The sequence below is a fragment of the Erwinia sp. CGal63 genome, assembly GCF_037026505.1.
In the GTDB taxonomy this organism is placed as follows: Bacteria; Pseudomonadota; Gammaproteobacteria; order Enterobacterales; family Enterobacteriaceae; genus Erwinia.
In genome coordinates, this window is the sequence record NZ_JAKUMN010000007.1 from 56,684 (window position 1) to 77,805 (window position 21,122).

A 21,122-nucleotide genomic window follows, 5' to 3' on the forward strand; every position below is an offset into this window, starting at 1 on the left:
CAATTATCTCTTTGAAAAATAAGATGTAGCTGCAATATAAGCCAGGTTTAAAAAAATGAGCTTGCCAAAAAAAAGCTTTTCAGGAAGAAACATAAACTAAAGCAGCAAAAAACGGGCTTCAAGCCTAAAAAAACCGCCTTGTGAAAGGCGGTTTTTTGTTATGCGGTCTGTTTATTCAGCGCTATCGGTTTTAGGTGCGGCGTTGGGCTTGCGACGCTTGCCGATATTTTTCGTATCACGATGACGCTTCTTCACGCGCGGCTTTTCCTGCTCTTTCTCTTTCTTCTCTTTGCGCTTCGCCAGCGTTTTCTTCGACGGCTTGCCGCTCAGCTTTTCGCTTGGCGCACGAGTAGTTGGACGCAGTTCGTCAATCACGCGCGCTTTAAGCGGTTCGTTGATATAGCGACTGATCTTACCCAGCAGCAGATGATCGTGTGCCTCAACCAGCGAAATGGCCACGCCTTTTTTACCTGCGCGTCCGGTACGGCCGATACGGTGCAGATAGATGTCGGCAGTGCGCGGCAGATCGAAGTTGAAAACATGGCTGACATCGTCAATATCAATGCCGCGCGCCGCCACGTCAGTAGCGACCAGCACGTTTACACGGCCATCCACTACGCGTTTGATCGCTTCATTACGCTTGAACTGCTCCAGCTCGCCTTCCAGATAACTGCTGTTAATGCCGGCATCGCGCAGCCAGCCGCAAAGCTCGTGCACTCGCTCGCGCTTACGCACGAAAATCACCGAACGGGTCACTTCCGGCTGTTTCAGCAGATGCAGCAGCAGGGCGGTTTTATGCTTGAGGTCGTCGGCGCGGTAGTACCACTGCAGGATTTTTTTGCGTTCGCGGCGCGCCGGATCGGATTCAATCTCGATCGGGTCGTTAAGCAGGCGCTCGGAAAAGTCCTGAATCGCTTCGCCTTCCAGCGTGGCGGAGAAGAGCAGCGTTTGCTTGCGCCAGCGAGTTTCCGCCGCAATGGTTTCAATATCCTGCGCGAAGCCCATATCCAACATGCGATCGGCTTCGTCCAGAATCAGCGTCTCTACCGCGCGGCAGTCGAAGTTCTCTTCTTTAATATACTGCAGCAGACGACCGGTAGTGGCGACCACCACATCCTGGTTCTCGCTGAAAACTTCCGCATGGTTCATATAAGCCACGCCGCCGGTAATGGTCGCGATATCCAGATGCGTATTTTTCGCCAGCTCACGAGCATGATCGGCAACCTGCATCGCCAGTTCACGAGTTGGCGTCAGGATCAGAATGCGCGGCGGACCGGACTTTTTGCGCGGGAAATCCAGCAGATGCTGGAGCGCGGGCAGCAGATAGGCCGCGGTTTTGCCTGTACCTGTTGGTGCCGAACCCAGAATGTCGCGACCCTCCAGTGCAGGCGGGATCGCAGCGGCCTGGATTGCCGTGGGGCGCGTGAAGCCCTTTTCCTGCAGGGCGTCCAGCAGGCTTTCATCAAGTTCGAGTTCGGAAAAAGTGGTTACAGTCATGGTCTACCTCAGTTTGGGGCGCTGATTATAGACAGTTTGCGCAGGATCTTCATCTGTTTGTGTGTAATGAATGACTTTTCCTTGCATCTTAATTGTCCTATGCTAGCGCCGTTTCCTTTTCAGGTCGGTTAAATGACTCAACAAAAAGCGGTATTGCGCTCTGACGGCTTTACCTTTAAACAATTCTTCGTTGCTCACGATCGCTGCGCTATGAAGGTCGGCACCGATGGCGTGCTGCTGGGCGCCTGGGCGCCGGTTGCGGACGCGAAACGAGTGCTGGATATCGGCACCGGCAGCGGGCTAATCGCGTTGATGCTGGCGCAGCGTACCGGCGAAAGCGTCGCCGTGGATGCGGTGGAGCTTGACGAACAGGCGGCGGTGCAGGCGCAGGAAAACGCCGCGGCTTCGCCGTGGGCCAGCCGCATTAGCGTTTACCGTGATGATATTCGTCACTGGACGCAACGTTGCGAGCATCGTTACTCGCTAATCGTCAGCAATCCGCCCTATTTTACGCCCGGTTCAGATTGCGCTACGCCTGCGCGCGCTTCGGCCCGTTCGACCACCGATCTGACTCACGATATGCTGCTGAACTGCGCGGAATCGCTGATTACCGAAGACGGCTACTTCTGCGTGGTGTTGCCGACGACGGCAGGCGACAGGCTGCTTACGCTGGCGTTACAGCATGGCTGGCACCTGAGATTTCGTACCGATATCGCCGATAACGACCGCCGACCGCCGAATCGCGTGCTGCTGGCGCTTTCGCCGCACCCCGGGGAAGAGTTTCTGGATCGCATGACGATTCGCGGGCCGGACCAGCGCTATTCCGAGGCGCACTGCAGCCTGACCCGCGACTTCTATCTGTTCCGCTAGTCAGGGCGTCAGTATCGTCGGCCTGGCTTCCTCAAGCTGCTGCGGATAATCCAGCGTATAGTGCAGGCCGCGACTCTCTTTCCGCGCCATCGCGCAGCGCACCATCAGCTCTGCGACCTGCACCAGATTACGCAGCTCCAGCAGGTTATTGGAAATGCGGAAATTGGCGTAATACTCGTTAATCTCCTGCTGCAGCAGATTGATGCGGCGCAGCGCCCGCTCCAGCCGTCTGGTGGTGCGGACGATGCCAACGTAATCCCACATAAACAGCCGCAGCTCGTGCCAGTTATGCTGCAGAATAACCTGCTCATCCGAATCGTCGACGCGGCTTTCATCCCACGCGGGCAGCTTATCTACGGCGGCCGTATGCTGAAGATGCGCGGTGATATCTTCCGCTGCCGACCAGCCATAAACCAGGCATTCCAACAACGAATTAGAGGCAAGACGATTGGCGCCGTGTAAGCCGGTATAGCTTACTTCGCCAATGGCATAAAGCCCGTTGAGATCGGTTCTGCCGTGGTGATCCACCATCACGCCGCCGCAGGTATAGTGTGCGGCCGGCACGATCGGAATCGGCTCTTTGGTCAGGTCGATGCCCAGCGTTTTCAACTTCTCCGCGATAGTGGGGAAGTGCGCCAGAATAAAATCAGCTGGCTTATGGCTGATATCAAGATACATGCAGTCCGCGCCCAGCCGTTTCATCTCGTGATCGATAGCGCGCGCAACGACATCTCGCGGCGCCAGCTCGGCTCTGGCATCAAAATCCGGCATAAAGCGCGTGCCGTCGGGCCTTTTCAGCAGTGCGCCTTCGCCCCGTAGCGCCTCGGTGAGCAAAAAGTTTCTCGCTTCGGGATGATAGAGGCAGGTAGGGTGAAACTGATTAAACTCCAGGTTAGCCACGCGGCAGCCCGCACGCCAGGCCATCGCGATGCCGTCGCCGGAAGCGACATCCGGGTTGGTGGTGTACTGATAAACTTTAGCAGCGCCGCCCGTTGCCAGCACCACGGTGCGGGCGCGGCAGGTTTCCACCTTTTCGCGTTTGCGGTTCCAGATATAAGCGCCTACGACCCGGCGCTCGCCGGGTAAGCCTATTTTATCGGAAAGAATCAGGTCAACGGCGTTACTGCGTTCAAGAAGGGTAATGCCGGGATGACTGAGCGCCTGGCTGACCAGCGTAGTTTCTACCGCGCGTCCGGTAGCATCGGCGCTGTGGAGAATACGGCGATGGCTGTGGCCGCCTTCGCGCGTAAGGTGATAGCCGCCATCCGTCGCTGTCTTATCGAACGACATGCCGTTATCAATCAGCCACTGCACGCAGTGACGGGCATTGCTGGCGATAAAAGAGACCGCGTCGCGATCGCAAAGTCCATCGCCGGCGACGAGCGTATCCTCCACGTGCGATTCAATACTGTCGGTTTCAGCAAACACCGCGGCGATACCGCCCTGAGCGTAGAAAGTCGATCCTTCATTGACCGGCCCTTTGCTCAGAATGGTTACGCGATGCCTGTCGGCGAGCCGAAGCGCCAGCGACAGGCCCGCCGCGCCGCTGCCAATAATCAATACGTCACAACTGTAATCGGGAAGAGAAGTCATAGCGTTTAATTTACTAAACAGGTTGTTTGCTGAGCATAGCGCCGTTCCGCCGGAGCAAAAAGCGTTTTTTTGTACAGAGGCAAATTCACGCGGTATCCGCGCTTCAGACTCTCCTGAAAAAGGCGGGGCTTGCTGTACATCCGGTCAGGCCAGTTTATTATGATGAACCTGCAAGATTTAAAGATGAAAAAGCGCTCTTCTTAGAGTACTCTGCGGCGATGACGCACATGACACCACAAATATAACGGCGCAGCGGAACTTTACTCATGACCATCACTCTAAGCGCATGCTTGCTCGAAAATTATGAGTTACGGGTAGTTCAGATACGCGTGGAAAAAGATTTGGGGAGACATTACCTCGGATGAGCGAGCAGTTAACGGATCAGGTTCTCGTAGAGCGAGTGCAGAAGGGAGATCAGCGGTCATTCAATTTACTGGTAGTGCGCTATCAGCATAAAGTGGCGAGCCTGGTTTCCCGCTATGTTCCCTCCGGAGATGTGCCTGATGTAGTGCAGGAATCATTTATTAAAGCCTATCGCGCGCTGGAGTCATTTCGCGGGGATAGCGCTTTTTATACCTGGCTCTATCGGATCGCCGTCAATACGGCCAAAAATTACCTGGTTGCTCAGGGGCGCCGTCCGCCCGCCAGCGATGTGGACGCTAACGATGCGGAAAACTTCGAAAGCGCCGGCGCTTTGAAAGAAATTTCGAACCCTGAGAACTTAATGTTGTCGGAAGAATTACGACAGATGGTTTTCCGCACCATCGAGACACTGCCCGAAGATCTCCGTATGGCGATCACGTTACGGGAACTGGATGGACTAAGCTATGAAGAGATAGCGGCCATCATGGAGTGTCCGGTTGGGACGGTTCGCTCCCGCATCTTCCGCGCGCGCGAGGCCATTGATAATAAAATTCAACCGCTTATCCAACGCTAGCGATAGCGGACACAGGAAGGGTACTGAGGCATGCAGAAAGAACAACTTTCCGCTTTAATGGATGGTGAAACTTTAGATAATGAAGTTTTATCCGCATTGTCTGAAGACGCTGTGCTGCAGAAACAGTGGGAAAGCTATCATCTTATCCGCGATACCCTGCGTGGCGATCTTGCGCCGGTTATGCATTTTGATATCGCGGCGCGCGTCGCAGCGGCAATTGAAAATGAACCGCCGAAGGGCGCCGTCACGCCGCTGTTAGAAGCGCAACCCGAGCCGGAACGCTATGCTGCCATGCCTTTCTGGCGCAGGATGCGGCCTTGGGCGTCGCAAATTACGCAAATCGGCGTAGCTGCCTGCGTTTCGCTGGCGGTCATCGTCGGCGTGCAGCACTACAACCAGCCTGCCGACGGCCAGACGCAGTCGGAATCGCCGGTATTCAATACGCTGCCGATGATGGGCCAGGCGTCGCCGGTCAGTCTGGGCGTGCCGTCAGAAACCAGCGCTAACGCGCCGCAGCAGGTGCAGGATCAGCGCCGTCGCGTTAACGCCATGCTGCAGGATTACGAACTGCAGCGCCGTCTGCACTCTGACGGGCTGCAGTTTGAGCAGACTCCTGCGCAGCAGGCCGCCGTTCAGGTTCCGGGTAACCAGTCGTTAGGAATTCAGCAGCAGTAATGAAGCAGCTTTGGTGCGCCGTCAGCCTTATGGCTGGCAGCCTGTTTTATTCCTCTTTCGCCCCGGCGCAAACCACGTCCGGGGCGTTGTTGCAACAGATGGAACAGGCCAGCCAGTCTCTCAATTACGAACTTGCCTATATCAACGTCTCGCGTCTTGGGATCGAATCCCTGCGTTTCCGCCATGCGGTACTGGACAATAAGACCTATGCCCAGCTGCTGCAAATGGACGGGCCGCGCCGCGAAATCATCCAGCGTGGCAGCGAGATCAGCTATTTTGAGCCTGGCCTGGAACCTTTTACCCTTACGGGCAAATATATCGTCGATTCCCTGCCGTCGCTGGTGTTCGCGGATTTCAGCAAGCTTTCCGAATATTACGATTTTGTTCCGGTAGGGCGCACGCGCATCGCCGATCAGCTCTGCGAGGTGATTCGTATCGTAGCGCGTGATGGTACGCGCTACAGCTACATCGTCTGGCTGGACAGCGAAACCAGGCTACCGCTGCGGGTCGATCTGCTCGACCGTGACGGTGAAACGCTGGAACAGTACCGAGTGGTCAGCTTCGCCGTGGACGACGGCGTCAGAAAGATGATGCAGGGACTTGAGAAAGCCAGCCTGCCGCCTTCGCTTTCCGTACCGGCCAGCGACAAAACGACCTTCAGCTGGGCGCCAGGCTGGCTGCCTGCGGGCATGCAGGAAATCACGCAGAGCCGCAGGCAGATCCCTTCGTTAAAGAAACCTGTCGAGTTGCGGCTCTATTCGGACGGCCTGTTCAGCTTCTCTGTCAACGTCAGCGCGGCAGATAAAAATAGCGTTGCCCAGCTGTTGCGCACTGGACGTCGTACGGTGCAGACGGAAGTGCGCGATAATAGAGAGATTACGGTGGTTGGCGAGCTTCCTCCCTCAACCGCGAAGCGTATCGCCGACAGCATAGGTAACGCAAAATGATGAGAGAATGGGCCACGGTAGTTTCCTGGCAAAACGGGGTGGCGACGCTGCACTCCGAACTGAAAACCTCCTGCAGCAGCTGCTCCGCGCGCAAAGGCTGCGGCAGTCATATGCTCAATAAGCTGGGGCCGAAGAACGCGCACGTGATGAAAATCGCCAGCGCGGAGCCGCTCGCGCCCGGTCAGCGCATTGAGCTGGGCATCGCAGAGAAAAGCCTGCTCAGCTCGGCGCTGCTGGTCTATATGACGCCTCTGTTGGGGCTTTTTATCGTCTCCGGCCTGTTTCAGACGCTGTTCCACAGCGATCTGGCCGCTGCGGCCGGCGCGCTGCTGGGCGGCATCGGCGGTTTTATCGTCGCCAAAGGCATTTCCAGCTATTTAGGCAAATCCGCCTCTTTTCATCCCGTGATCCTCAGCGTGGCTCTGCCACCGGACGCGCTGCGCGTTGAAACCGAGTAATCCCGCTATGGCCCGACAAGCCGTCGGGCCGCTGTCTGCCAGAGACAGAACGTTTCTTATTGTTTCCGGAAAGGCGTTTTTTCACCGAGGCAGCTACAGTAAAAACGGCAGCCGCAGCGAAATCATCCGCTATGCATGTGAATTCTTTCGTGGCGGGAGCTAACAGTGTAAGATGCGTGCTCATTGATGGCGGGTACATTGCAGTCGGTATTTACGGCTCTGTCCACCGCGAGAACTAAACCGAACGTTTAAGCGAAAAAATTCATATAAATGAAGCATATAAGAAACTTTTCTGTCATCGCTCATATCGACCACGGCAAATCGACGCTCTCCGATCGTTTGATTCAAATCTGCGGTGGACTTACCGAACGTGAAATGGCGGCTCAGGTACTGGATTCTATGGATCTGGAACGTGAACGCGGCATTACCATCAAGGCTCAGAGCGTAACCCTGGATTATCACGCGCCTGACGGTGAAACTTACCAGCTCAATTTTATCGACACGCCGGGTCACGTTGACTTCTCCTATGAGGTTTCCCGCTCGCTGGCGGCCTGCGAAGGCGCGCTGCTGGTGGTGGATGCCGGTCAGGGTGTGGAAGCGCAGACGCTGGCTAACTGCTACACCGCGATGGAAATGGATCTGGAAGTGGTACCGGTACTGAATAAAATCGACCTGCCGGCCGCCGATCCCGATCGCGTCTCGCAGGAGATTGAGGATATCGTCGGCATTGACGCCACCGATGCGGTTCGCTGCTCGGCCAAAACCGGCGTGGGCGTGCCGGACGTGCTGGAGCGCCTGGTGCGCGATATTCCGCCGCCGGAAGGCGATCCGGAAGGGCCGCTGCAGGCGCTGATTATCGACTCCTGGTTCGATAACTATCTGGGCGTCGTCTCGCTGGTGCGTATTAAAAACGGCACGCTGCGCAAAGGCGAGAAAATCAAGGTGATGAGTACCGGACAGGTCTATAACGCCGATCGTCTGGGCATCTTCACGCCGAAACGCGTTGACCGCGATGCGCTGCAGTGCGGCGAAGTAGGCTGGCTGGTCTGCGCCATCAAAGATATCCTGGGCGCGCCGGTTGGCGATACGCTGACGCTGGCGCGCAATCCGGCGGAAAAAGCGCTGCCTGGCTTTAAAAAAGTGAAGCCGCAGGTTTACGCCGGTCTGTTCCCAATCAGCTCTGACGACTATGAAGCGTTCCGCGACGCGCTCGGCAAGCTGAGCCTGAACGACGCCTCGCTGTTCTATGAGCCGGAAAGCTCGACCGCGCTGGGCTTCGGTTTCCGCTGCGGCTTCCTGGGTCTGCTGCATATGGAGATCATTCAGGAACGTCTGGAGCGCGAATACGATCTTGAACTGATTACTACCGCGCCAACCGTTGTGTATGAAGTTATCACCACGTCTGGCGATACGCTCTACGTTGACAGCCCGGGCAAGCTGCCGCCGCTGAACAACATTGAAGAGCTGCGTGAACCGATCGCCGAGTGTCATATGCTGCTGCCGCAGGAGTATCTGGGCAACGTGATCACGCTGTGCATCGAAAAACGCGGCGTGCAGACCAATATGGTCTATCACGGCAATCAGGTCGCGCTGACCTATGAAATCCCGATGGCGGAAGTAGTGCTGGACTTCTTCGACCGTCTGAAATCGACCTCGCGCGGTTACGCCTCGCTGGATTACAACTTCAAACGCTTCCAGGCCTCCAACATGGTGCGTGTTGATGTGTTGATCAACTCCGAGCGCGTTGACGCGCTGGCGCTGATCACCCACAACGATAACGCGCCGTACCGTGGTCGCGAGCTGGTGGAGAAGATGAAAGATCTGATCCCGCGCCAGCAGTTCGATATCGCGATTCAGGCGGCCATCGGCAACCACATTATTGCCCGCTCCACCGTCAAGCAGCTGCGTAAAAACGTGCTGGCGAAATGCTACGGCGGCGACGTCAGCCGTAAGAAAAAGCTGCTGCAGAAGCAGAAAGACGGCAAGAAGCGCATGAAGCAGGTCGGCAACGTCGAACTGCCTCAGGAAGCCTTCCTGGCCATTCTGCATGTGGGTAAAGAGAGTAAATAAAGCCTAAAACGACGAGGGAACTGGAATGGCTAATATGTTCGCCCTGATACTGGCGATAGCAACGCTCGTAACCGGTATTATCTGGTGCGTGGACAGATTTAAATGGGCGCCGGCCCGCAGAGCCAGCCAGGCGCTTGCGGACGCCTCAGCGGAAAGCGCGGGCGAGAAAAAAACGGTGAAACAGCCGGGCTGGGTGGAAACGGCGGCGTCCGTTTTCCCGGTGCTGCTGCTGGTCTTCGTGGTGCGCTCTTTTATCTACGAGCCTTTCCAGATCCCGTCCGGGTCGATGATGCCAACGCTGCTGATCGGCGACTTTATCCTGGTGGAGAAATTCGCCTATGGGATTAAGGACCCGATCACTCAGACCACGCTGATCCCGACCGGACATCCGAAGCGCGGTGACATTGCGGTATTCAAGTACCCGAAAGATCCAAGCATGGACTATATCAAGCGCGTTATCGGTCTGCCGGGCGATCGGGTCAGTTACGATCCGCAAAGCAAAACCGTTACGGTGAATCCGGCCTGCGCGCCGGAAAAAAATTGCACTACTGCGCTGCCTGTCACCTATTCGGACGTGCAGCCAAGCGACTTTATCCAGACCTTCAGCGGCTTTGACGGCAATGAAGTGGGCAACGGCTTCTGGCAGAAGCCGCAGGGCGAAACCATTCGCGGCGGCCTGCGTCTGGCGACGCGCAACGAAACCCTGGGCGACGTCACGCACCGCATTCTGTTGGTAACCCAGGCGCAAAGCCAGGCGAGTTCCTACTACCAGCAGCCCGGCCAGCCGCAGTCCAGCTGGGTTGTGCCTGCCGGTATGTATTTCATGATGGGCGATAACCGCGACAACAGCGCCGACAGCCGCTATTGGGGTTTCGTACCGGAAAGAAATCTGGTGGGTAAAGCCACCGCCATCTGGATGAGTTTTGAAAAGCAGGAAGGGCAATGGCCGACCGGCGTTCGCCTGAGCCGCATTGGCGGCATTCATTAATAGCGCTTTAGCTAAACGGGTGGTTCCCTGCGGGGAGCCACTGCACACGAAACAGTCCCGTGTTGGCGTGTCCAGCCCTGTTCCCTGTGCAGGAAAATTTTCGCATTAAGATATTGGTAACGCATGAATCCCATCGTAATTAACAGACTCCAGCGGAAGTTGGGCTACACTTTTACCCATCAGGAACTGTTGCAGCAGGCGTTGACCCATCGCAGCGCCAGCAGTAAACACAACGAAAGACTGGAATTTCTGGGCGATTCCATCCTCAGCTACGTTATCGCTAACGCGCTCTATCACCGTTTTCCCCGCGTGGACGAAGGCGATATGAGCCGGATGCGCGCCACGCTGGTGCGCGGTAACACGCTGGCGGAGATGGCCCGGGAATTCGATCTGGGCGAATGCCTGCGTCTGGGGCCGGGCGAGCTGAAAAGCGGCGGCTACCGTCGCGAGTCGATCCTGGCCGATACCGTAGAAGCGCTGATCGGCGGCGTGTTTCTGGACAGCAATATCCAGACGGTAGAGCAGCTGATTCTGAACTGGTACGCCAGCCGTCTCGATCAGATTAGCCCGGGCGACAAACAGAAAGATCCAAAAACGCGTCTGCAGGAGTATCTGCAGGGTCGCCATCTGCCGCTGCCCTCCTATCTGGTGGTGCAGGTGCGTGGCGAAGCGCATGACCAGGAATTTACTATCCACTGCCAGGTAAGCGGCATGACTGATCCGGTTGTGGGAACCGGCTCCAGCCGTCGCAAAGCTGAGCAGGCAGCGGCCGAACAGGCGCTGATTAAGCTGGGACTTGAATGAGCGAACAAACCACCCATTGCGGCTTTATTGCTATCGTAGGCCGCCCGAACGTCGGAAAATCCACGCTGCTGAACCAGTTGCTGGGGCAGAAGATTTCCATTACCTCGCGTAAGCCGCAAACCACGCGTCACCGCATTACCGGTATCCATACTGAAGACGGTTATCAGGCGATCTACGTGGACACGCCGGGTCTGCACATGGAAGAAAAGCGGGCGATCAACCGCCTGATGAACCGTGCGGCCAGCAGCTCCATCGGCGACGTCGAGCTGGTGATTTTCGTGGTGGAAGGCACCAAATGGACCGACGACGACGAAATGGTGCTGAACAAGCTGAAAGATGGCAAGGTGCCGGTACTGCTGGCGATCAACAAGGTCGACAACGTCACCGACAAAACTATCCTGCTGCCGCATATGCAGTTCCTGGGTCAGCAGATGAACTTTATGGACATCGTGCCGATCTCTGCGGAAACCGGCAAGAACGTGGACACGATCGCCAGCATCGTGCGTAAGCGTCTGCCGGAAGCGGAACACCACTTCCCGGAAGAGTACATCACCGACCGCTCGCAGCGCTTCATGGCTTCCGAAATGATCCGCGAAAAGCTGATGCGCTTCCTGGGCGCCGAGCTGCCTTACTCGGTGACCGTGGAAATCGAACAGTTCGTCACTAACGAGCGCGGCGGCTATGATATCCACGGCCTGATTCTGGTTGAGCGCGAAGGCCAGAAAAAAATGGTTATCGGTAATAAAGGCGCCAAGATCAAAACCATCGGCATCGAAGCACGCAAGGACATGGAAGAGATGTTCGAAGCGAAAGTGCACCTTGAGCTGTGGGTTAAGGTCAAGTCCGGCTGGGCAGATGACGAACGTGCGCTGCGCAGCCTGGGTTATGTAGACGATCTGAAATAAATGGAAGGCTGGCAGCGCGCGTTTGTCCTGCATGGACGTCCCTACAGCGAAACCAGCCTTTTGCTCGATCTCTTTTCCGAAAACTATGGCCGTATCCGCGTGCTGGCGAAAGGCGCGCGGGGCAAGCGTTCCAGCCTGAAAGGGGCTTTACAGCCCTTCACGCCACTGCTGGTGCGCTGGGGCGGACGCGGCGAGGTGAAAACCCTGCGCGGCGCCGAACCTATCTCTCTCGCGCTTCCTTTGACCGGTATCTCTCTCTACTGCGGCCTGTACGTTAACGAGCTGATCGCCCGCGTGCTGGAGCAGGAAACCGCCTTTACCGAACTCTTCTACGACTATCTGCACTGTATTCAGGCACTGGCCGCAGGCGCTGGCTCGCCGGAACCGGCGCTGCGCCGCTTTGAGCTGGCGATGCTCGGCCATCTTGGCTATGGCGTCGACTTTATGCACTGTGCGGGCAGCGGCGAAGAGGTCACGGACGAGATGACCTATATCTATCGCGAAGAAAAAGGCTTTATCGCCAGTCTGGTGAAAAGCCATAAAAGCTTTACCGGGCGCGAGCTGCGGGCGCTCTATGAGCGCAGCTTTCCCGATATCGCTACCCTCAAAGCCGCTAAACGCTTCACCCGTATGGCGTTAAAACCCTATCTGGGCGGAAAACCGTTGAAGAGTCAGGAGCTTTTTCGTCAGTTTGTGCCGAAAAAACGCCCGGACGCGCCGGAGTAAAGCCGTCAGGCTGTACCGGAAAACGGCACGGACGTACACTGTAGCCATCGTACATCATTCCGAGGTTTGTTATGGCTGAACTCCTGTTAGGCGTCAATATCGACCATGTCGCTACCGTGCGTAACGCACGCGGCACCAACTATCCCGATCCGGTACAGGCTGCGTTTGTTTCCGAGCAGGCTGGCGCAGACGGCATTACCGTGCATCTGCGTGAAGATCGTCGGCATATTACCGATCGCGACGTGAAGATCCTGCGTCAGACTATCCAGACCCGAATGAACCTTGAAATGGCCGTTACTGACGAAATGGTCGATATCGCCTGCGATATCAAACCGCATTTCTGCTGCCTGGTGCCGGAAAAGCGTGAAGAGGTGACCACCGAAGGCGGCCTGGATGTCGCGGGCCAGCTGGAAAAAATCACGCTGGCCGTCTCAAGGCTGAGAGAAGCGGGCATTCAGGTTTCGCTGTTTATCGATCCCGATCATCGTCAGATTGACGCCGCGATGGCGTCCGGCGCGCCTTACATTGAAATTCATACCGGCGCCTATGCGGAAGCGGAAGAGGGCGCGTCGCGCGATGCGGAGTTCCGCCGTATCAAAGATGCTGCGGCTTACGCGCACGATAAAGGGCTGAAGGTGAACGCCGGTCACGGGCTGACCTACCACAACGTGCAGCCGATCGCCGCGCTGCCGCAGATGCATGAGCTAAACATCGGACATGCCATTATCGGGCGCGCGGTAATGAGCGGACTGGCAGCAGCAGTTAGCGAGATGAAAGCGCTGATGCGGGAAGCGCGCCGCTGATGGCTATTCTGGGGCTGGGCACGGATATCGTCGAAATCGGGCGTATTGAAGGCGTCATCTCCCGTTCCGGCGATCGGCTGGCGAAACGCGTGCTGAGCGAAAGCGAATGGGCGCAGTATCAGGCTCATCAGCAGCCGGTACGCTTTCTCGCCAAGCGCTTTGCGGTCAAGGAAGCGGCAGCTAAAGCTTTTGGCACCGGTATTCGCGGTGGCCTGGCCTTTAACCAGTTTGAGGTATACAACGACGAGCTGGGCAAGCCGGGACTGCGCTTCTTTCAGCAGGCGGCTGAGATGGCGAAAAAGCTTGGCGTGGCGCACGTTCACGTCACGCTGGCGGACGAGCGGCATTACGCCTGCGCTACGGTGATTATCGAAAACTAACGTAGTCTGAGCGAAAACCTTTCGCTCAGATATTAACTGACTTTGTAACCTCTGGAATGCCTGCCGCTCAGGATGCCGCGTGATGCAGGATCACAAACTTCTCCCACAGCCTGTCGCTACTCTCTGGGCAATCAGGATCTTTGATAATCGTGTTATCGATTGGGCAAACCTGCTGACAGGTTGGCGTATCGTAGTGACCGACGCACTCCGTACAGCGGTTCACATCGATCTCATAGATGCTGTCGCCCATAGAAATCGCCTGATTCGGGCACTCAGGCTCGCACATATCGCAATTGATACAGCGCCTGGTGATCAGTAAAGCCATGTTCAACCCATACCCTTAGCGGAAGAAGGGGCGTAATTTACCATACTGAACGCCCGTTTCCCACGTGCTGACCGCACGCTGTTGGCAAGCCGTTGTCGCTTAAGGATGCCACAGCGAAGATTTAGCGATGCCGGCAACATACTGCATTTGCGTGACCTCTTCGACCGGCAGGCGGATCGGCGCATGATCTTCGTTGACCGGCAGCAGATGGTAATAGCCGTCGCGTTTAAACAGAAACGTTTTCACCATCACTTCGCCGCTGCGAGTCACCACCAAAACTTCATCGCCCGGATGAAAATTTTGATTGGGTTCGACAATCACAAACTCGCCTTCCTTGATGCGCGGCATCATCGAATCCCCCACGCATTTCAGCGCATAGACATCCCGATCGCAGGATGGCCAGCGCAAAAAGCCGTCGCCGCTGCCGACAGGGTACTGCATCTCGCTCCAGTAGCCGCTGTGGCCGAGCTGTGTATTACCCAATACCGGTACGGTATGCAGCATCAGAACATGACGCTCGTCTGCCATAGCCGACGTGGCGATCGCTGTTTGCAGATCCCTTTCGATCAGATCAATGGGGGAAACGTGAAAATAGTCGCCCAAAGCCTTTAGCGTGGTGTACTTGGGATCTTTCACCTCGCCCGTCAGCAGCCGGTGCAGCGTGGACTGCTGCAGCCTGACTTTCTTAGCCAGTTCCGTTACGCTGCCGATCCCCTCTCTTTCCATCAAGTACTTGATGTTGCTGTTAAATATCTCCAGGTCAAAAACCATTTTTTCTTCCTTTTGCGATGCGCTACCGTTGCAATTATGCATTTTTGCATTAAAATAGGTGTTGTTAAGGCGATTTTGCTTCGTGAGATAATGCATTTTAGTATAGTCTGTCGCCACAGTCATCCTGCTTAAGTGGCGGGTCGTCAAAGAACTGAGAAAGAAAAGGAGGTCGGTTGATGCGTAACATACAAAAAGTACTGGAACGTTGGGGTGGTTGGGCTGCGGCAGAGGGGACACAGCTTGACTGGTCGCCGGTTGCCGCGGGTTTTAAAGGGCTGCTGCCTGATGAAAGAAGAAGCCGGCTCTCCTGCAGCGACAGCGATGGCCTGATTGTCGATGCGGCCATTGCCAAACTGCACAAGACGGGACGCATGGATGAGGTTGAACTGATCATCCTGCACTATCTCTATAATCTCTCCAAGTCCGCGATTGCCCGCCAAAAAAAATGCTCAGAAGGGAAAATAAGGAATCAGCTTATGATCGCGGAAACCTTTGTGGACGCCTGCATTATTATGAGCGATGCAGAGCTGGAGATGGATGCCTGGCTCTAAAAAACAGACACAAATAAAAATTACCTGAACCAATATTTGTTGGAGGCTATCTTTTTGCTGAAAATAAATTTAGAAAATTCTACACGGCAAAATAAATTTCAATAAAAGCTTTTCGTTACGATTTCTTGCGGTTAGATTAGTAGTATGAAATTTTGAAAGCTAATTCATATCAAAATTTCTTTCTCTTATGCACTCTGTTATCTGTCTATTTTGCAGATCGGAGTGCATTTTTTATGGGCGTAAAAAATATTTTATCTCAGGTATTTTCGTTACGAAATTCATATCGTAATGTAGCAGCATGAATTAATGAGTGACGCGATTTAAAAACAAAAAAGACTTTTCGTAACGAGTTTTACTCGCTAATCTGACATCATGAAATAAAGAGAGTGACACCTTGCCTTTAATATAAAAATCCCTGCGCGAATAAATTCGTTCGTCGCTTTAATACAGGAGGCCAAAATAAAGCATGTTTCCACAGGAGCCAGGCTTTTGGGCCAGTATCGCACTCTGGCTATACAGCCATAAAACCGAATGGGGCTACGCCGGAATTGCCGCGATGTTTTCTTTGCTGCGCAGCGCCTGCGCCAAAGCGCCCTGGAGCAAGCGCGTGCTTGACGCCGTCTCCTGTAGCGCGCTGGCTTTCTTCGCCGCACCAACGCTACAGGTTATCGGCGCGCTGCTGAACTGGAAGATGCCGGATACCGCCGCCCAGGTCTTTGCCGTCTATATCGGTTATGTCGGCAACGACTATATAAGCGAGAAGCTGAAAAGGTTAATAAACAAGAAATCAGGAGAGTTTGATGAAAATCAGCCATAACGGCATTCGTTTTATAAAACAGGAGGAGGGTGAAAAGCTGACGGCCTATCGGGATAGCCGCGGCATATTAACTATCGGTGTAGGCCATACGGGGCCTGTTGAAAATAAAAGTATTATACCCGGCATGACAATTACCGCTGAGCAATCCGACAGCTTGCTGCTTGCAGATATCGCCCACGCAGAAAAAGCGATAAATGAAAAAGTCAGGGTGAGTCTGAATCAGCAGCAATACGATGCTTTATGCAGCCTGGTTTTCAATATTGGCGTGCAAGCATTCAGCAACTCAACGCTTTTGCAAAAGCTGAATGCGGGTGATTGTCACGGCGCCGCCGAAGCGATGCTGTTATGGAAAAGAGCTGGTGAGCATAAAGATATTTTATTGCCGCGCAGACAGCGCGAGAAAAAACTCTTTTTGTCATAAAGGATTCCCCCTGATTGTTATCACCACTTCCAGTGGCGCCCTTAAAAAACCATAAAAATATTCACTAATTAAAGGAAATCAAGATGATTGAAGTAAATTCATTTGCTGAACTACGTACGACGAAACCCTCCGCTTCCGGAGAAATCGCGCTGCTGAAACGCTATTACGATAAAGACTCCACCTTTCAGGGCGGAGGACGCTTTGTCGGCTTTATTGATGCTGCCGCCAGCGCCTCGGCTGATGATGGCGGCTCTGTTGCCGTAGGCTCTGCAGGCGGCTATTTCTGGCGACGCATTATCGACAACGTGGAAGATATCAATATCTACCATTTCGGAGGTAAGCGGCTGCGCGGCGACAGCAATTTCGATGCGGACAACGGCGCGGTCAACCATACGGCCTGCATCAACATGCTTAAATGGGGCCAGGGTTTTTCTTCGCCCGTGAGCAACACCAGCAAGAATCCCGTACACGGCGTAGGTATCCGCTTGCCGGCAGGAAAATTCCAGATCGATCCTGTCGATCTGACCGGTGAAGGCGAGATCAACTATTTCAGCCTGTACGGAGACGACTGCGAATATGGCGTTTCGCCGCGCACTATCATTGTCTCTGACCAGTCCGCCGCGCCGGTGTTTAAAGTCAAGGCGCGCCGTACCGCTATTCGCGGCATCTTCTGGGATGGCCAGGCGACGGCGGATATCGTCAAGAACACGGGCGCCATCACTGCCGGGATGGTCAGCAATACGCAGCCGTTTTTTGAAAATACCGTGATTGAGGGCGAGTTCGTCAATATTACCTGCTGCCGCATTGAGAACATCGGTGGCGCCGCGTTTAAGCTGCTGGACACGCTGGATACGCGACTGGATCAGATCTACAGCAACACTACCTATGCCCGCGTCTTCGATATCGGCTGGTCAGATTCCGTTGTGGGCGTATGGGATCACTCTACGGCGGTAGAGCTGTCGAACTGTAATTTCCAGAAGGGCTACAGCGACGCCACGCTTTATATGCCGCGAGTGACGCAAGGGCTGATTCGCAACGTGTGGATCGAGCATACTCGCTATCCTGGCGATTTAAGCAACGGGCAGTGGATTATCGACGCGCTGAGCATTGAGTCTTCCGAAAATCCCTTAAAGCTGAACTATACCCGCACTACGATGCGCGCGCTCAGCCTGCAATCCGGCGCCAAAGTCGATCTCACCAAAGCGGGTACCTCGTGGCTTTCCGGGTTTGAGTACGGCTGGCGTCGTGATGAAAACTACGGCACGGAGATGACCGGCTCCCTGAAAGCGGGCTGGTATTCCGGTTATCGCCTCAGCAATAGCAGCGAGCAGGATAAATGGTTCCGCGTCGGCAAATTCTTTTTCCCTAACGCCAACCAGCACTGGCATCTGGAAATGCACGGCAAGGCGCTGCGGGATACGGCAACGCAACCTGCCGACGCGCCTCTGCTGAGCAACGTCTGCGGCAAGGCTTACCTGAATCTCTATCGCGGCGCCAGCTCGGTCGGCGGCAACCTGCACTACGAGGGCGATTCCGGCGTGATCGATTGTCTGGTCAGAACCAGCGATAGTAAAGGCCTGTATGGCGAAGTCTGGCTGAAACTCAAGGCGCAGTGCGGCGATGTGGTGATCAACCTGAAAACCACTGGCCCGTCGCGTTTCGAGGCTGGCCAGTGCTCGCTGTTCAGCGCCGATTTCTCGGAAGTGACCGATCTGGATATCAATAACCGGGTAAAACTTTCCACGGTGATGAATTTCCATAACGGCAGCGCCGGTTACGGTTTTGACGATAGCGTGGTGACGCTGGCAACGGCGGTCGCGGAGGCGCCAGCTTCCACGGCAACGCCTGCGGGCTATATCACGGTCAGGATCAACGGCGTAAATCGCAAGCTGGCTTATTTTTAAATGCGTGCCAACACCAAACTGCTTATTACGCTTTTTTTGCTGACGATAGCTGTTGCCGCTATAAAAACCCTGCTTTTTTATCGTGATAATTATCTTGATGCCAGGCAACAGCTCCGTCAGCAGCAGGAGCAGGTTAATACGCTCAAGGAACGCTTAAACAGCATTGCCGAACTGGATAATAAATATGTTTTACAACTGCAACAGGCTAAAGAGAATATCAGCCAGCTTGAACGGGATGTGGCTGCTGGCAAGCGTCGGCTGCAGTTCGCCGCCAGCGACAATGCCACGGCCAGCGCCGCCAGCGTGGCTGATGTTGCCGGCACCGGACTTAATGACGCCGCTCAACGGCATTATTTCACTCTCCGGGAAAGAATAGAAACCGCCCGAATACAAATCGCTGGCCTGCAGGAATATATTCGCCAGCAGTGCCAGCCCTGATTAACGCCAAATAAAAAGCGGATAAATTTATTTATCCGCTTTTTGCTGTCCGCAATATCAACAGAAAATAACAGGAGGTGCTTTGATTACGAATACCAGCAAGAGAGCTGGCTGGCTGACGCCGCTTGATGGTGAACCCGCCTGCGATGCCGCGCTGGAAGAGCAAATCAGCGCGTGGATTCAGGGCATTACCGGCCTGGCCGAAAATCGCGTAGCGGTTTATGACGGCGTCACGCCGCCGGTATGGCTGCCGGAAGATGGAAACGGCTGCGCTTTCATGGTGATGAATACAGCCGCTGAAGGCACGCCGGTGCTTAGCGGCCAGCAGCAGGAAAGCGCAAGGCTGGAACGGGATGAAAATATGGCCTGCCTGCTGCGTTTCTATGGCCCTTCGGCTCAGCTTTACGCCACTCGCTTTCGCGATGGCATTGCCCTGACGCAAAACATCGCGGAATTAAAAAAACTTTCGCTAAGCGTTAAAGATTGCAGCGATATCGCGACCGTACTGGAAACGGTTAATAACGCTCAAACCCGCCGTTATGAATTAACGGTAAACGTTGTTCGTAAAATATTCCGTCTTTACGGAATCTGTTCACTGGTGGAAACACCCGTTCAAATTTTTGGAGAATAAAATATGTCTCAAGGATTACCTTTATCCGGCATCGTGAATGTCGATGTCATTATGTCGCCTGCCGCGACTTCCGGCCGTAATTTCGGCTCTATGCTGATTATGGGCGACGCCACGGTGATTCCACTGACGGAACGCCTGCGCCTTTATAGCTCAGCAGCCGATATCGGCGCGGACTTCGGCCTGGATTCCGCCGAGTATCAGGCGGCGTCCGTCTGGTTCGCACAGTCGCCGCAGCCGCAGCAGCTCTATATCGGCCGCTGGGCAAAAACCCTGGCCGCGGGCGAGGAAGGTAAAGTGGAAACCCTGCCCGAAGCCGTCAACGCCGCGCTGGAGTACGCCAGCTGGTATGGCCTGGCCATTGCCACAATGGCGGACGATGAGCTTAACGATGAGGATATGCTCGCCGTTGCGGCGGCTATCGAATCGGCCAGCCAAAGCCGCGTCTTTGCTGTGACCACGGGCAGCGAAGCGGTACTGAGCTCAACCTCGACCACCGATATCGCCGCCAGGCTGAAAGCGGCAGGCTACGCGCGCACTTTTGTGCAGTACGCCAGCCATAGCCGTTTTGCGGCAATTTCCGCTTTCGCCCGCGCCTTTACCGTCGACTTCAACGGCAGCAATACCACGCTGACGCTGAAGTTCAAAACCGAGCCCGGCGTGACTTATGAAACCCTGAGCGCCGGCCAGGTTGCGATTCTGGAAAACAAACATGCCAACGTCTTTGTGTTCTATGCCAACGACAGCGCCATCCTGCAGCAGGGCGTAATGGCTAACGGCGACTTCTTCGATGAGCGTCACGGGCTGGACTGGCTGCAGAACTACGTACAGACCAATCTTTACAACCTGCTTTATACCTCAACCAGCAAAATCCCGCAGACCGAAGCGGGGATCACCAGGCTGATGGGCAATGTGGAAGCGTCGATGAATCAGGCCGTGGTCAACGGGCTGGTGGCGCCGGGTATCTGGAACGGCGGCGATATCGGTCAGCTCAGCGCTGGCGACACGCTGACCAAAGGGTATTACGTCTATGCCCAGCCGCTGACGCAGCAGTCTCAGGCCGATCGCGAAGCGCGTAAAGCTCCGCTGATGCAGGTGGCCTGCAAGCTGGCTGGTGCCGTGCACTATGCCGATGTCCAAATTAACGTTGTTCGCTAAGGAAAAATAACTATGTCTACCTATTCATTTATGGATATTACCGCTTCATTTATCGGCCCTGGCGTGGCTTTTGATTTGGGAAGCGGTTCGGGTAATTCCGAAGAAGGGATTACCGTCGCGCAAAGCGGCGCCAAAAACAGCATGACGCTGGGCATTGACGGTAAAGGAATGAACTCTTTGCTGCCGAATAAATCCGGCCAGATCACCATTAACCTGCTGCGCACCTCGCCATTAAATAAAAAGCTTTCTCTGGCTTATAACGCGCAGAGCCAGTCGCCAGCAACCTGGGGCAATAACACCATCGTTATTCGCGATAACGCCTCCGGCGAAATTATTACCGCCAACGGCGTCGCTTTTAATAAATTGCCGGACCGTAAATTCGCCAAAGAGGGCGGCACGGTCACATGGGTGTTCGACTGCATCGAGATTGATGTCTACATGGGAGAGTATTAATCG

Annotated in this window: 24 protein-coding genes; 20 read left to right on the top strand and 4 right to left on the bottom strand. The window is 55.0% G+C overall.

All coding sequences use genetic code 11. From position 1 onward, the window contains the following. Window positions 1-171: 171 nt before the first annotated feature. Entirely contained in the window at window positions 172-1,497 is a 1,326-nt protein-coding gene (gene srmB, locus MKZ79_RS18270; protein WP_336144063.1) for an ATP-dependent RNA helicase SrmB, read from the bottom strand. Between the two features lie 132 nt (window positions 1,498-1,629). On the opposite strand from srmB, the gene trmN reads away from it, so the two are divergent. After that, window positions 1,630-2,367 (top strand): tRNA(1)(Val) (adenine(37)-N(6))-methyltransferase TrmN, encoded by a 738-nt coding sequence (gene trmN / locus MKZ79_RS18275; RefSeq protein WP_336144064.1) that lies wholly within the window; start codon window positions 1,630-1,632, stop codon window positions 2,365-2,367. Here the strand turns inward: trmN and nadB are convergent, their stop codons facing one another. Further along, complete coding sequence (nadB, locus tag MKZ79_RS18280) at window positions 2,368-3,960, bottom strand: L-aspartate oxidase (protein WP_336144065.1); 1,593 nt, start codon at window positions 3,958-3,960, stop codon at window positions 2,368-2,370. A gap of 361 nt (window positions 3,961-4,321) precedes the next feature. On the opposite strand from nadB, the gene rpoE reads away from it, so the two are divergent. The 11 genes from rpoE to acpS all read left to right on the top strand — a co-directional run bounded on the left by rpoE (window position 4,322) and on the right by acpS (window position 13,653). Next, window positions 4,322-4,897 (top strand): RNA polymerase sigma factor RpoE, encoded by a 576-nt coding sequence (rpoE, locus tag MKZ79_RS18285; RefSeq protein WP_336144066.1) that lies wholly within the window; start codon window positions 4,322-4,324, stop codon window positions 4,895-4,897. A gap of 30 nt (window positions 4,898-4,927) precedes the next feature. Next, window positions 4,928-5,572, top strand: a complete 645-nt coding sequence (gene rseA / locus MKZ79_RS18290) for an anti-sigma-E factor RseA (RefSeq protein ID WP_336144067.1) — start codon at window positions 4,928-4,930, stop codon at window positions 5,570-5,572. After that, window positions 5,572-6,519 (top strand): sigma-E factor regulatory protein RseB, encoded by a 948-nt coding sequence (gene rseB, locus MKZ79_RS18295; RefSeq protein WP_336144068.1) that lies wholly within the window; start codon window positions 5,572-5,574, stop codon window positions 6,517-6,519. The genes rseA and rseB overlap by 1 nt, the downstream gene beginning before the upstream one ends. Continuing rightward, a complete protein-coding gene (gene rseC, locus MKZ79_RS18300) occupies window positions 6,516-6,977 on the top strand; it encodes a SoxR-reducing system protein RseC (protein WP_336144069.1) in 462 nt (153 codons plus the stop codon). The genes rseB and rseC overlap by 4 nt, the downstream gene beginning before the upstream one ends. Before the next feature lie 270 nt (window positions 6,978-7,247). Then, window positions 7,248-9,047 (top strand): translation elongation factor 4, encoded by a 1,800-nt coding sequence (gene lepA, locus MKZ79_RS18305; protein WP_336144070.1) that lies wholly within the window; start codon window positions 7,248-7,250, stop codon window positions 9,045-9,047. A gap of 25 nt (window positions 9,048-9,072) precedes the next feature. Beyond that, window positions 9,073-10,035: a signal peptidase I gene (lepB, locus tag MKZ79_RS18310; protein WP_336144071.1), complete on the top strand. Its 963-nt coding sequence runs from the start codon at window positions 9,073-9,075 to the stop codon at window positions 10,033-10,035. 123 nt (window positions 10,036-10,158) lie between these two features. Then, window positions 10,159-10,839, top strand: a complete 681-nt coding sequence (gene rnc / locus MKZ79_RS18315) for a ribonuclease III (RefSeq protein ID WP_336144072.1) — start codon at window positions 10,159-10,161, stop codon at window positions 10,837-10,839. Beyond that, on the top strand, window positions 10,836-11,744 hold the full coding sequence (era, locus tag MKZ79_RS18320) for a GTPase Era (protein WP_246760660.1): 909 nt from the start codon (window positions 10,836-10,838) through the stop codon (window positions 11,742-11,744). The genes rnc and era overlap by 4 nt, the downstream gene beginning before the upstream one ends. Then, a complete protein-coding gene (gene recO, locus MKZ79_RS18325) occupies window positions 11,745-12,470 on the top strand; it encodes a DNA repair protein RecO (RefSeq protein ID WP_336144073.1) in 726 nt (241 codons plus the stop codon). Window positions 12,471-12,541: 71 nt separating this feature from the next. Beyond that, complete coding sequence (gene pdxJ, locus MKZ79_RS18330; protein WP_336144074.1) at window positions 12,542-13,273, top strand: pyridoxine 5'-phosphate synthase; 732 nt, start codon at window positions 12,542-12,544, stop codon at window positions 13,271-13,273. Further along, the gene (gene acpS / locus MKZ79_RS18335; RefSeq protein ID WP_336144075.1) at window positions 13,273-13,653 is read left to right on the top strand and encodes a holo-ACP synthase; all 381 of its coding nucleotides are present in this window, start codon (window positions 13,273-13,275) and stop codon (window positions 13,651-13,653) included. Before pdxJ ends, acpS begins: the two co-directional genes overlap by 1 nt. A gap of 67 nt (window positions 13,654-13,720) precedes the next feature. Here the strand turns inward: acpS and MKZ79_RS18340 are convergent, their stop codons facing one another. Both MKZ79_RS18340 and MKZ79_RS18345 read right to left on the bottom strand, forming a co-directional pair. Beyond that, the gene (locus tag MKZ79_RS18340) at window positions 13,721-13,978 is read right to left on the bottom strand and encodes a YfhL family 4Fe-4S dicluster ferredoxin (protein WP_336144076.1); all 258 of its coding nucleotides are present in this window, start codon (window positions 13,976-13,978) and stop codon (window positions 13,721-13,723) included. A gap of 99 nt (window positions 13,979-14,077) precedes the next feature. Then, window positions 14,078-14,749, bottom strand: a complete 672-nt coding sequence (locus MKZ79_RS18345; protein WP_336144077.1) for a S24 family peptidase — start codon at window positions 14,747-14,749, stop codon at window positions 14,078-14,080. A gap of 176 nt (window positions 14,750-14,925) precedes the next feature. On the opposite strand from MKZ79_RS18345, the gene MKZ79_RS18350 reads away from it, so the two are divergent. From MKZ79_RS18350 to MKZ79_RS18385, 8 genes are all read left to right on the top strand, one after another. Further along, the gene (locus MKZ79_RS18350; protein ID WP_336144078.1) at window positions 14,926-15,300 is read left to right on the top strand and encodes an antiterminator Q family protein; all 375 of its coding nucleotides are present in this window, start codon (window positions 14,926-14,928) and stop codon (window positions 15,298-15,300) included. A 466-nt stretch (window positions 15,301-15,766) separates the two neighbouring features. After that, the gene (locus MKZ79_RS18355) at window positions 15,767-16,117 is read left to right on the top strand and encodes a phage holin, lambda family (RefSeq protein ID WP_336144079.1); all 351 of its coding nucleotides are present in this window, start codon (window positions 15,767-15,769) and stop codon (window positions 16,115-16,117) included. Next, window positions 16,101-16,538 carry a lysozyme gene (locus MKZ79_RS18360; RefSeq protein WP_336144080.1) on the top strand — a complete coding sequence of 146 codons (438 nt, stop codon included), beginning with the start codon at window positions 16,101-16,103 and terminating at the stop codon, window positions 16,536-16,538. The genes MKZ79_RS18355 and MKZ79_RS18360 overlap by 17 nt, the downstream gene beginning before the upstream one ends. An 83-nt stretch (window positions 16,539-16,621) precedes the next feature. Next, window positions 16,622-18,442, top strand: coding sequence for an amylovoran biosynthesis protein AmsF (locus MKZ79_RS18365; RefSeq protein ID WP_336144081.1), 1,821 nt, complete (start codon window positions 16,622-16,624; stop codon window positions 18,440-18,442). Further along, the gene (locus tag MKZ79_RS18370) at window positions 18,443-18,880 is read left to right on the top strand and encodes a lysis system i-spanin subunit Rz (protein WP_336144082.1); all 438 of its coding nucleotides are present in this window, start codon (window positions 18,443-18,445) and stop codon (window positions 18,878-18,880) included. It begins immediately after the preceding gene. A gap of 82 nt (window positions 18,881-18,962) precedes the next feature. Beyond that, window positions 18,963-19,511, top strand: coding sequence for a phage neck terminator protein (locus MKZ79_RS18375; RefSeq protein ID WP_336144083.1), 549 nt, complete (start codon window positions 18,963-18,965; stop codon window positions 19,509-19,511). A gap of 3 nt (window positions 19,512-19,514) precedes the next feature. Next, window positions 19,515-20,666, top strand: coding sequence for a DUF3383 family protein (locus tag MKZ79_RS18380; RefSeq protein WP_336144084.1), 1,152 nt, complete (start codon window positions 19,515-19,517; stop codon window positions 20,664-20,666). A 12-nt stretch (window positions 20,667-20,678) separates the two neighbouring features. Further along, on the top strand, window positions 20,679-21,119 hold the full coding sequence (locus tag MKZ79_RS18385) for a phage structural protein (protein WP_336144085.1): 441 nt from the start codon (window positions 20,679-20,681) through the stop codon (window positions 21,117-21,119). The last annotated feature ends 3 nt before the right edge of the window (window positions 21,120-21,122 follow it).

What these genes read in the sequence shown, in the direction of transcription:
- srmB (WP_336144063.1), bottom strand. Translation starts at nt 1,497, where the DNA reads ATGACTGTAACCACTTTTTCCGAACTCGAACTTGATGAAAGCCTGCTG.
- trmN (WP_336144064.1), top strand. Translation starts at nt 1,630, where the DNA reads ATGACTCAACAAAAAGCGGTATTGCGCTCTGACGGCTTTACCTTTAAA.
- nadB (WP_336144065.1), bottom strand. Translation starts at nt 3,960, where the DNA reads ATGACTTCTCTTCCCGATTACAGTTGTGACGTATTGATTATTGGCAGC.
- rpoE (WP_336144066.1), top strand. Translation starts at nt 4,322, where the DNA reads ATGAGCGAGCAGTTAACGGATCAGGTTCTCGTAGAGCGAGTGCAGAAG.
- rseA (WP_336144067.1), top strand. Translation starts at nt 4,928, where the DNA reads ATGCAGAAAGAACAACTTTCCGCTTTAATGGATGGTGAAACTTTAGAT.
- rseB (WP_336144068.1), top strand. Translation starts at nt 5,572, where the DNA reads ATGAAGCAGCTTTGGTGCGCCGTCAGCCTTATGGCTGGCAGCCTGTTT.
- rseC (WP_336144069.1), top strand. Translation starts at nt 6,516, where the DNA reads ATGATGAGAGAATGGGCCACGGTAGTTTCCTGGCAAAACGGGGTGGCG.
- lepA (WP_336144070.1), top strand. Translation starts at nt 7,248, where the DNA reads ATGAAGCATATAAGAAACTTTTCTGTCATCGCTCATATCGACCACGGC.
- lepB (WP_336144071.1), top strand. Translation starts at nt 9,073, where the DNA reads ATGGCTAATATGTTCGCCCTGATACTGGCGATAGCAACGCTCGTAACC.
- rnc (WP_336144072.1), top strand. Translation starts at nt 10,159, where the DNA reads ATGAATCCCATCGTAATTAACAGACTCCAGCGGAAGTTGGGCTACACT.
- era (WP_246760660.1), top strand. Translation starts at nt 10,836, where the DNA reads ATGAGCGAACAAACCACCCATTGCGGCTTTATTGCTATCGTAGGCCGC.
- recO (WP_336144073.1), top strand. Translation starts at nt 11,745, where the DNA reads ATGGAAGGCTGGCAGCGCGCGTTTGTCCTGCATGGACGTCCCTACAGC.
- pdxJ (WP_336144074.1), top strand. Translation starts at nt 12,542, where the DNA reads ATGGCTGAACTCCTGTTAGGCGTCAATATCGACCATGTCGCTACCGTG.
- acpS (WP_336144075.1), top strand. Translation starts at nt 13,273, where the DNA reads ATGGCTATTCTGGGGCTGGGCACGGATATCGTCGAAATCGGGCGTATT.
- MKZ79_RS18340 (WP_336144076.1), bottom strand. Translation starts at nt 13,978, where the DNA reads ATGGCTTTACTGATCACCAGGCGCTGTATCAATTGCGATATGTGCGAG.
- MKZ79_RS18345 (WP_336144077.1), bottom strand. Translation starts at nt 14,749, where the DNA reads ATGGTTTTTGACCTGGAGATATTTAACAGCAACATCAAGTACTTGATG.
- MKZ79_RS18350 (WP_336144078.1), top strand. Translation starts at nt 14,926, where the DNA reads ATGCGTAACATACAAAAAGTACTGGAACGTTGGGGTGGTTGGGCTGCG.
- MKZ79_RS18355 (WP_336144079.1), top strand. Translation starts at nt 15,767, where the DNA reads ATGTTTCCACAGGAGCCAGGCTTTTGGGCCAGTATCGCACTCTGGCTA.
- MKZ79_RS18360 (WP_336144080.1), top strand. Translation starts at nt 16,101, where the DNA reads ATGAAAATCAGCCATAACGGCATTCGTTTTATAAAACAGGAGGAGGGT.
- MKZ79_RS18365 (WP_336144081.1), top strand. Translation starts at nt 16,622, where the DNA reads ATGATTGAAGTAAATTCATTTGCTGAACTACGTACGACGAAACCCTCC.
- MKZ79_RS18370 (WP_336144082.1), top strand. Translation starts at nt 18,443, where the DNA reads ATGCGTGCCAACACCAAACTGCTTATTACGCTTTTTTTGCTGACGATA.
- MKZ79_RS18380 (WP_336144084.1), top strand. Translation starts at nt 19,515, where the DNA reads ATGTCTCAAGGATTACCTTTATCCGGCATCGTGAATGTCGATGTCATT.
- MKZ79_RS18385 (WP_336144085.1), top strand. Translation starts at nt 20,679, where the DNA reads ATGTCTACCTATTCATTTATGGATATTACCGCTTCATTTATCGGCCCT.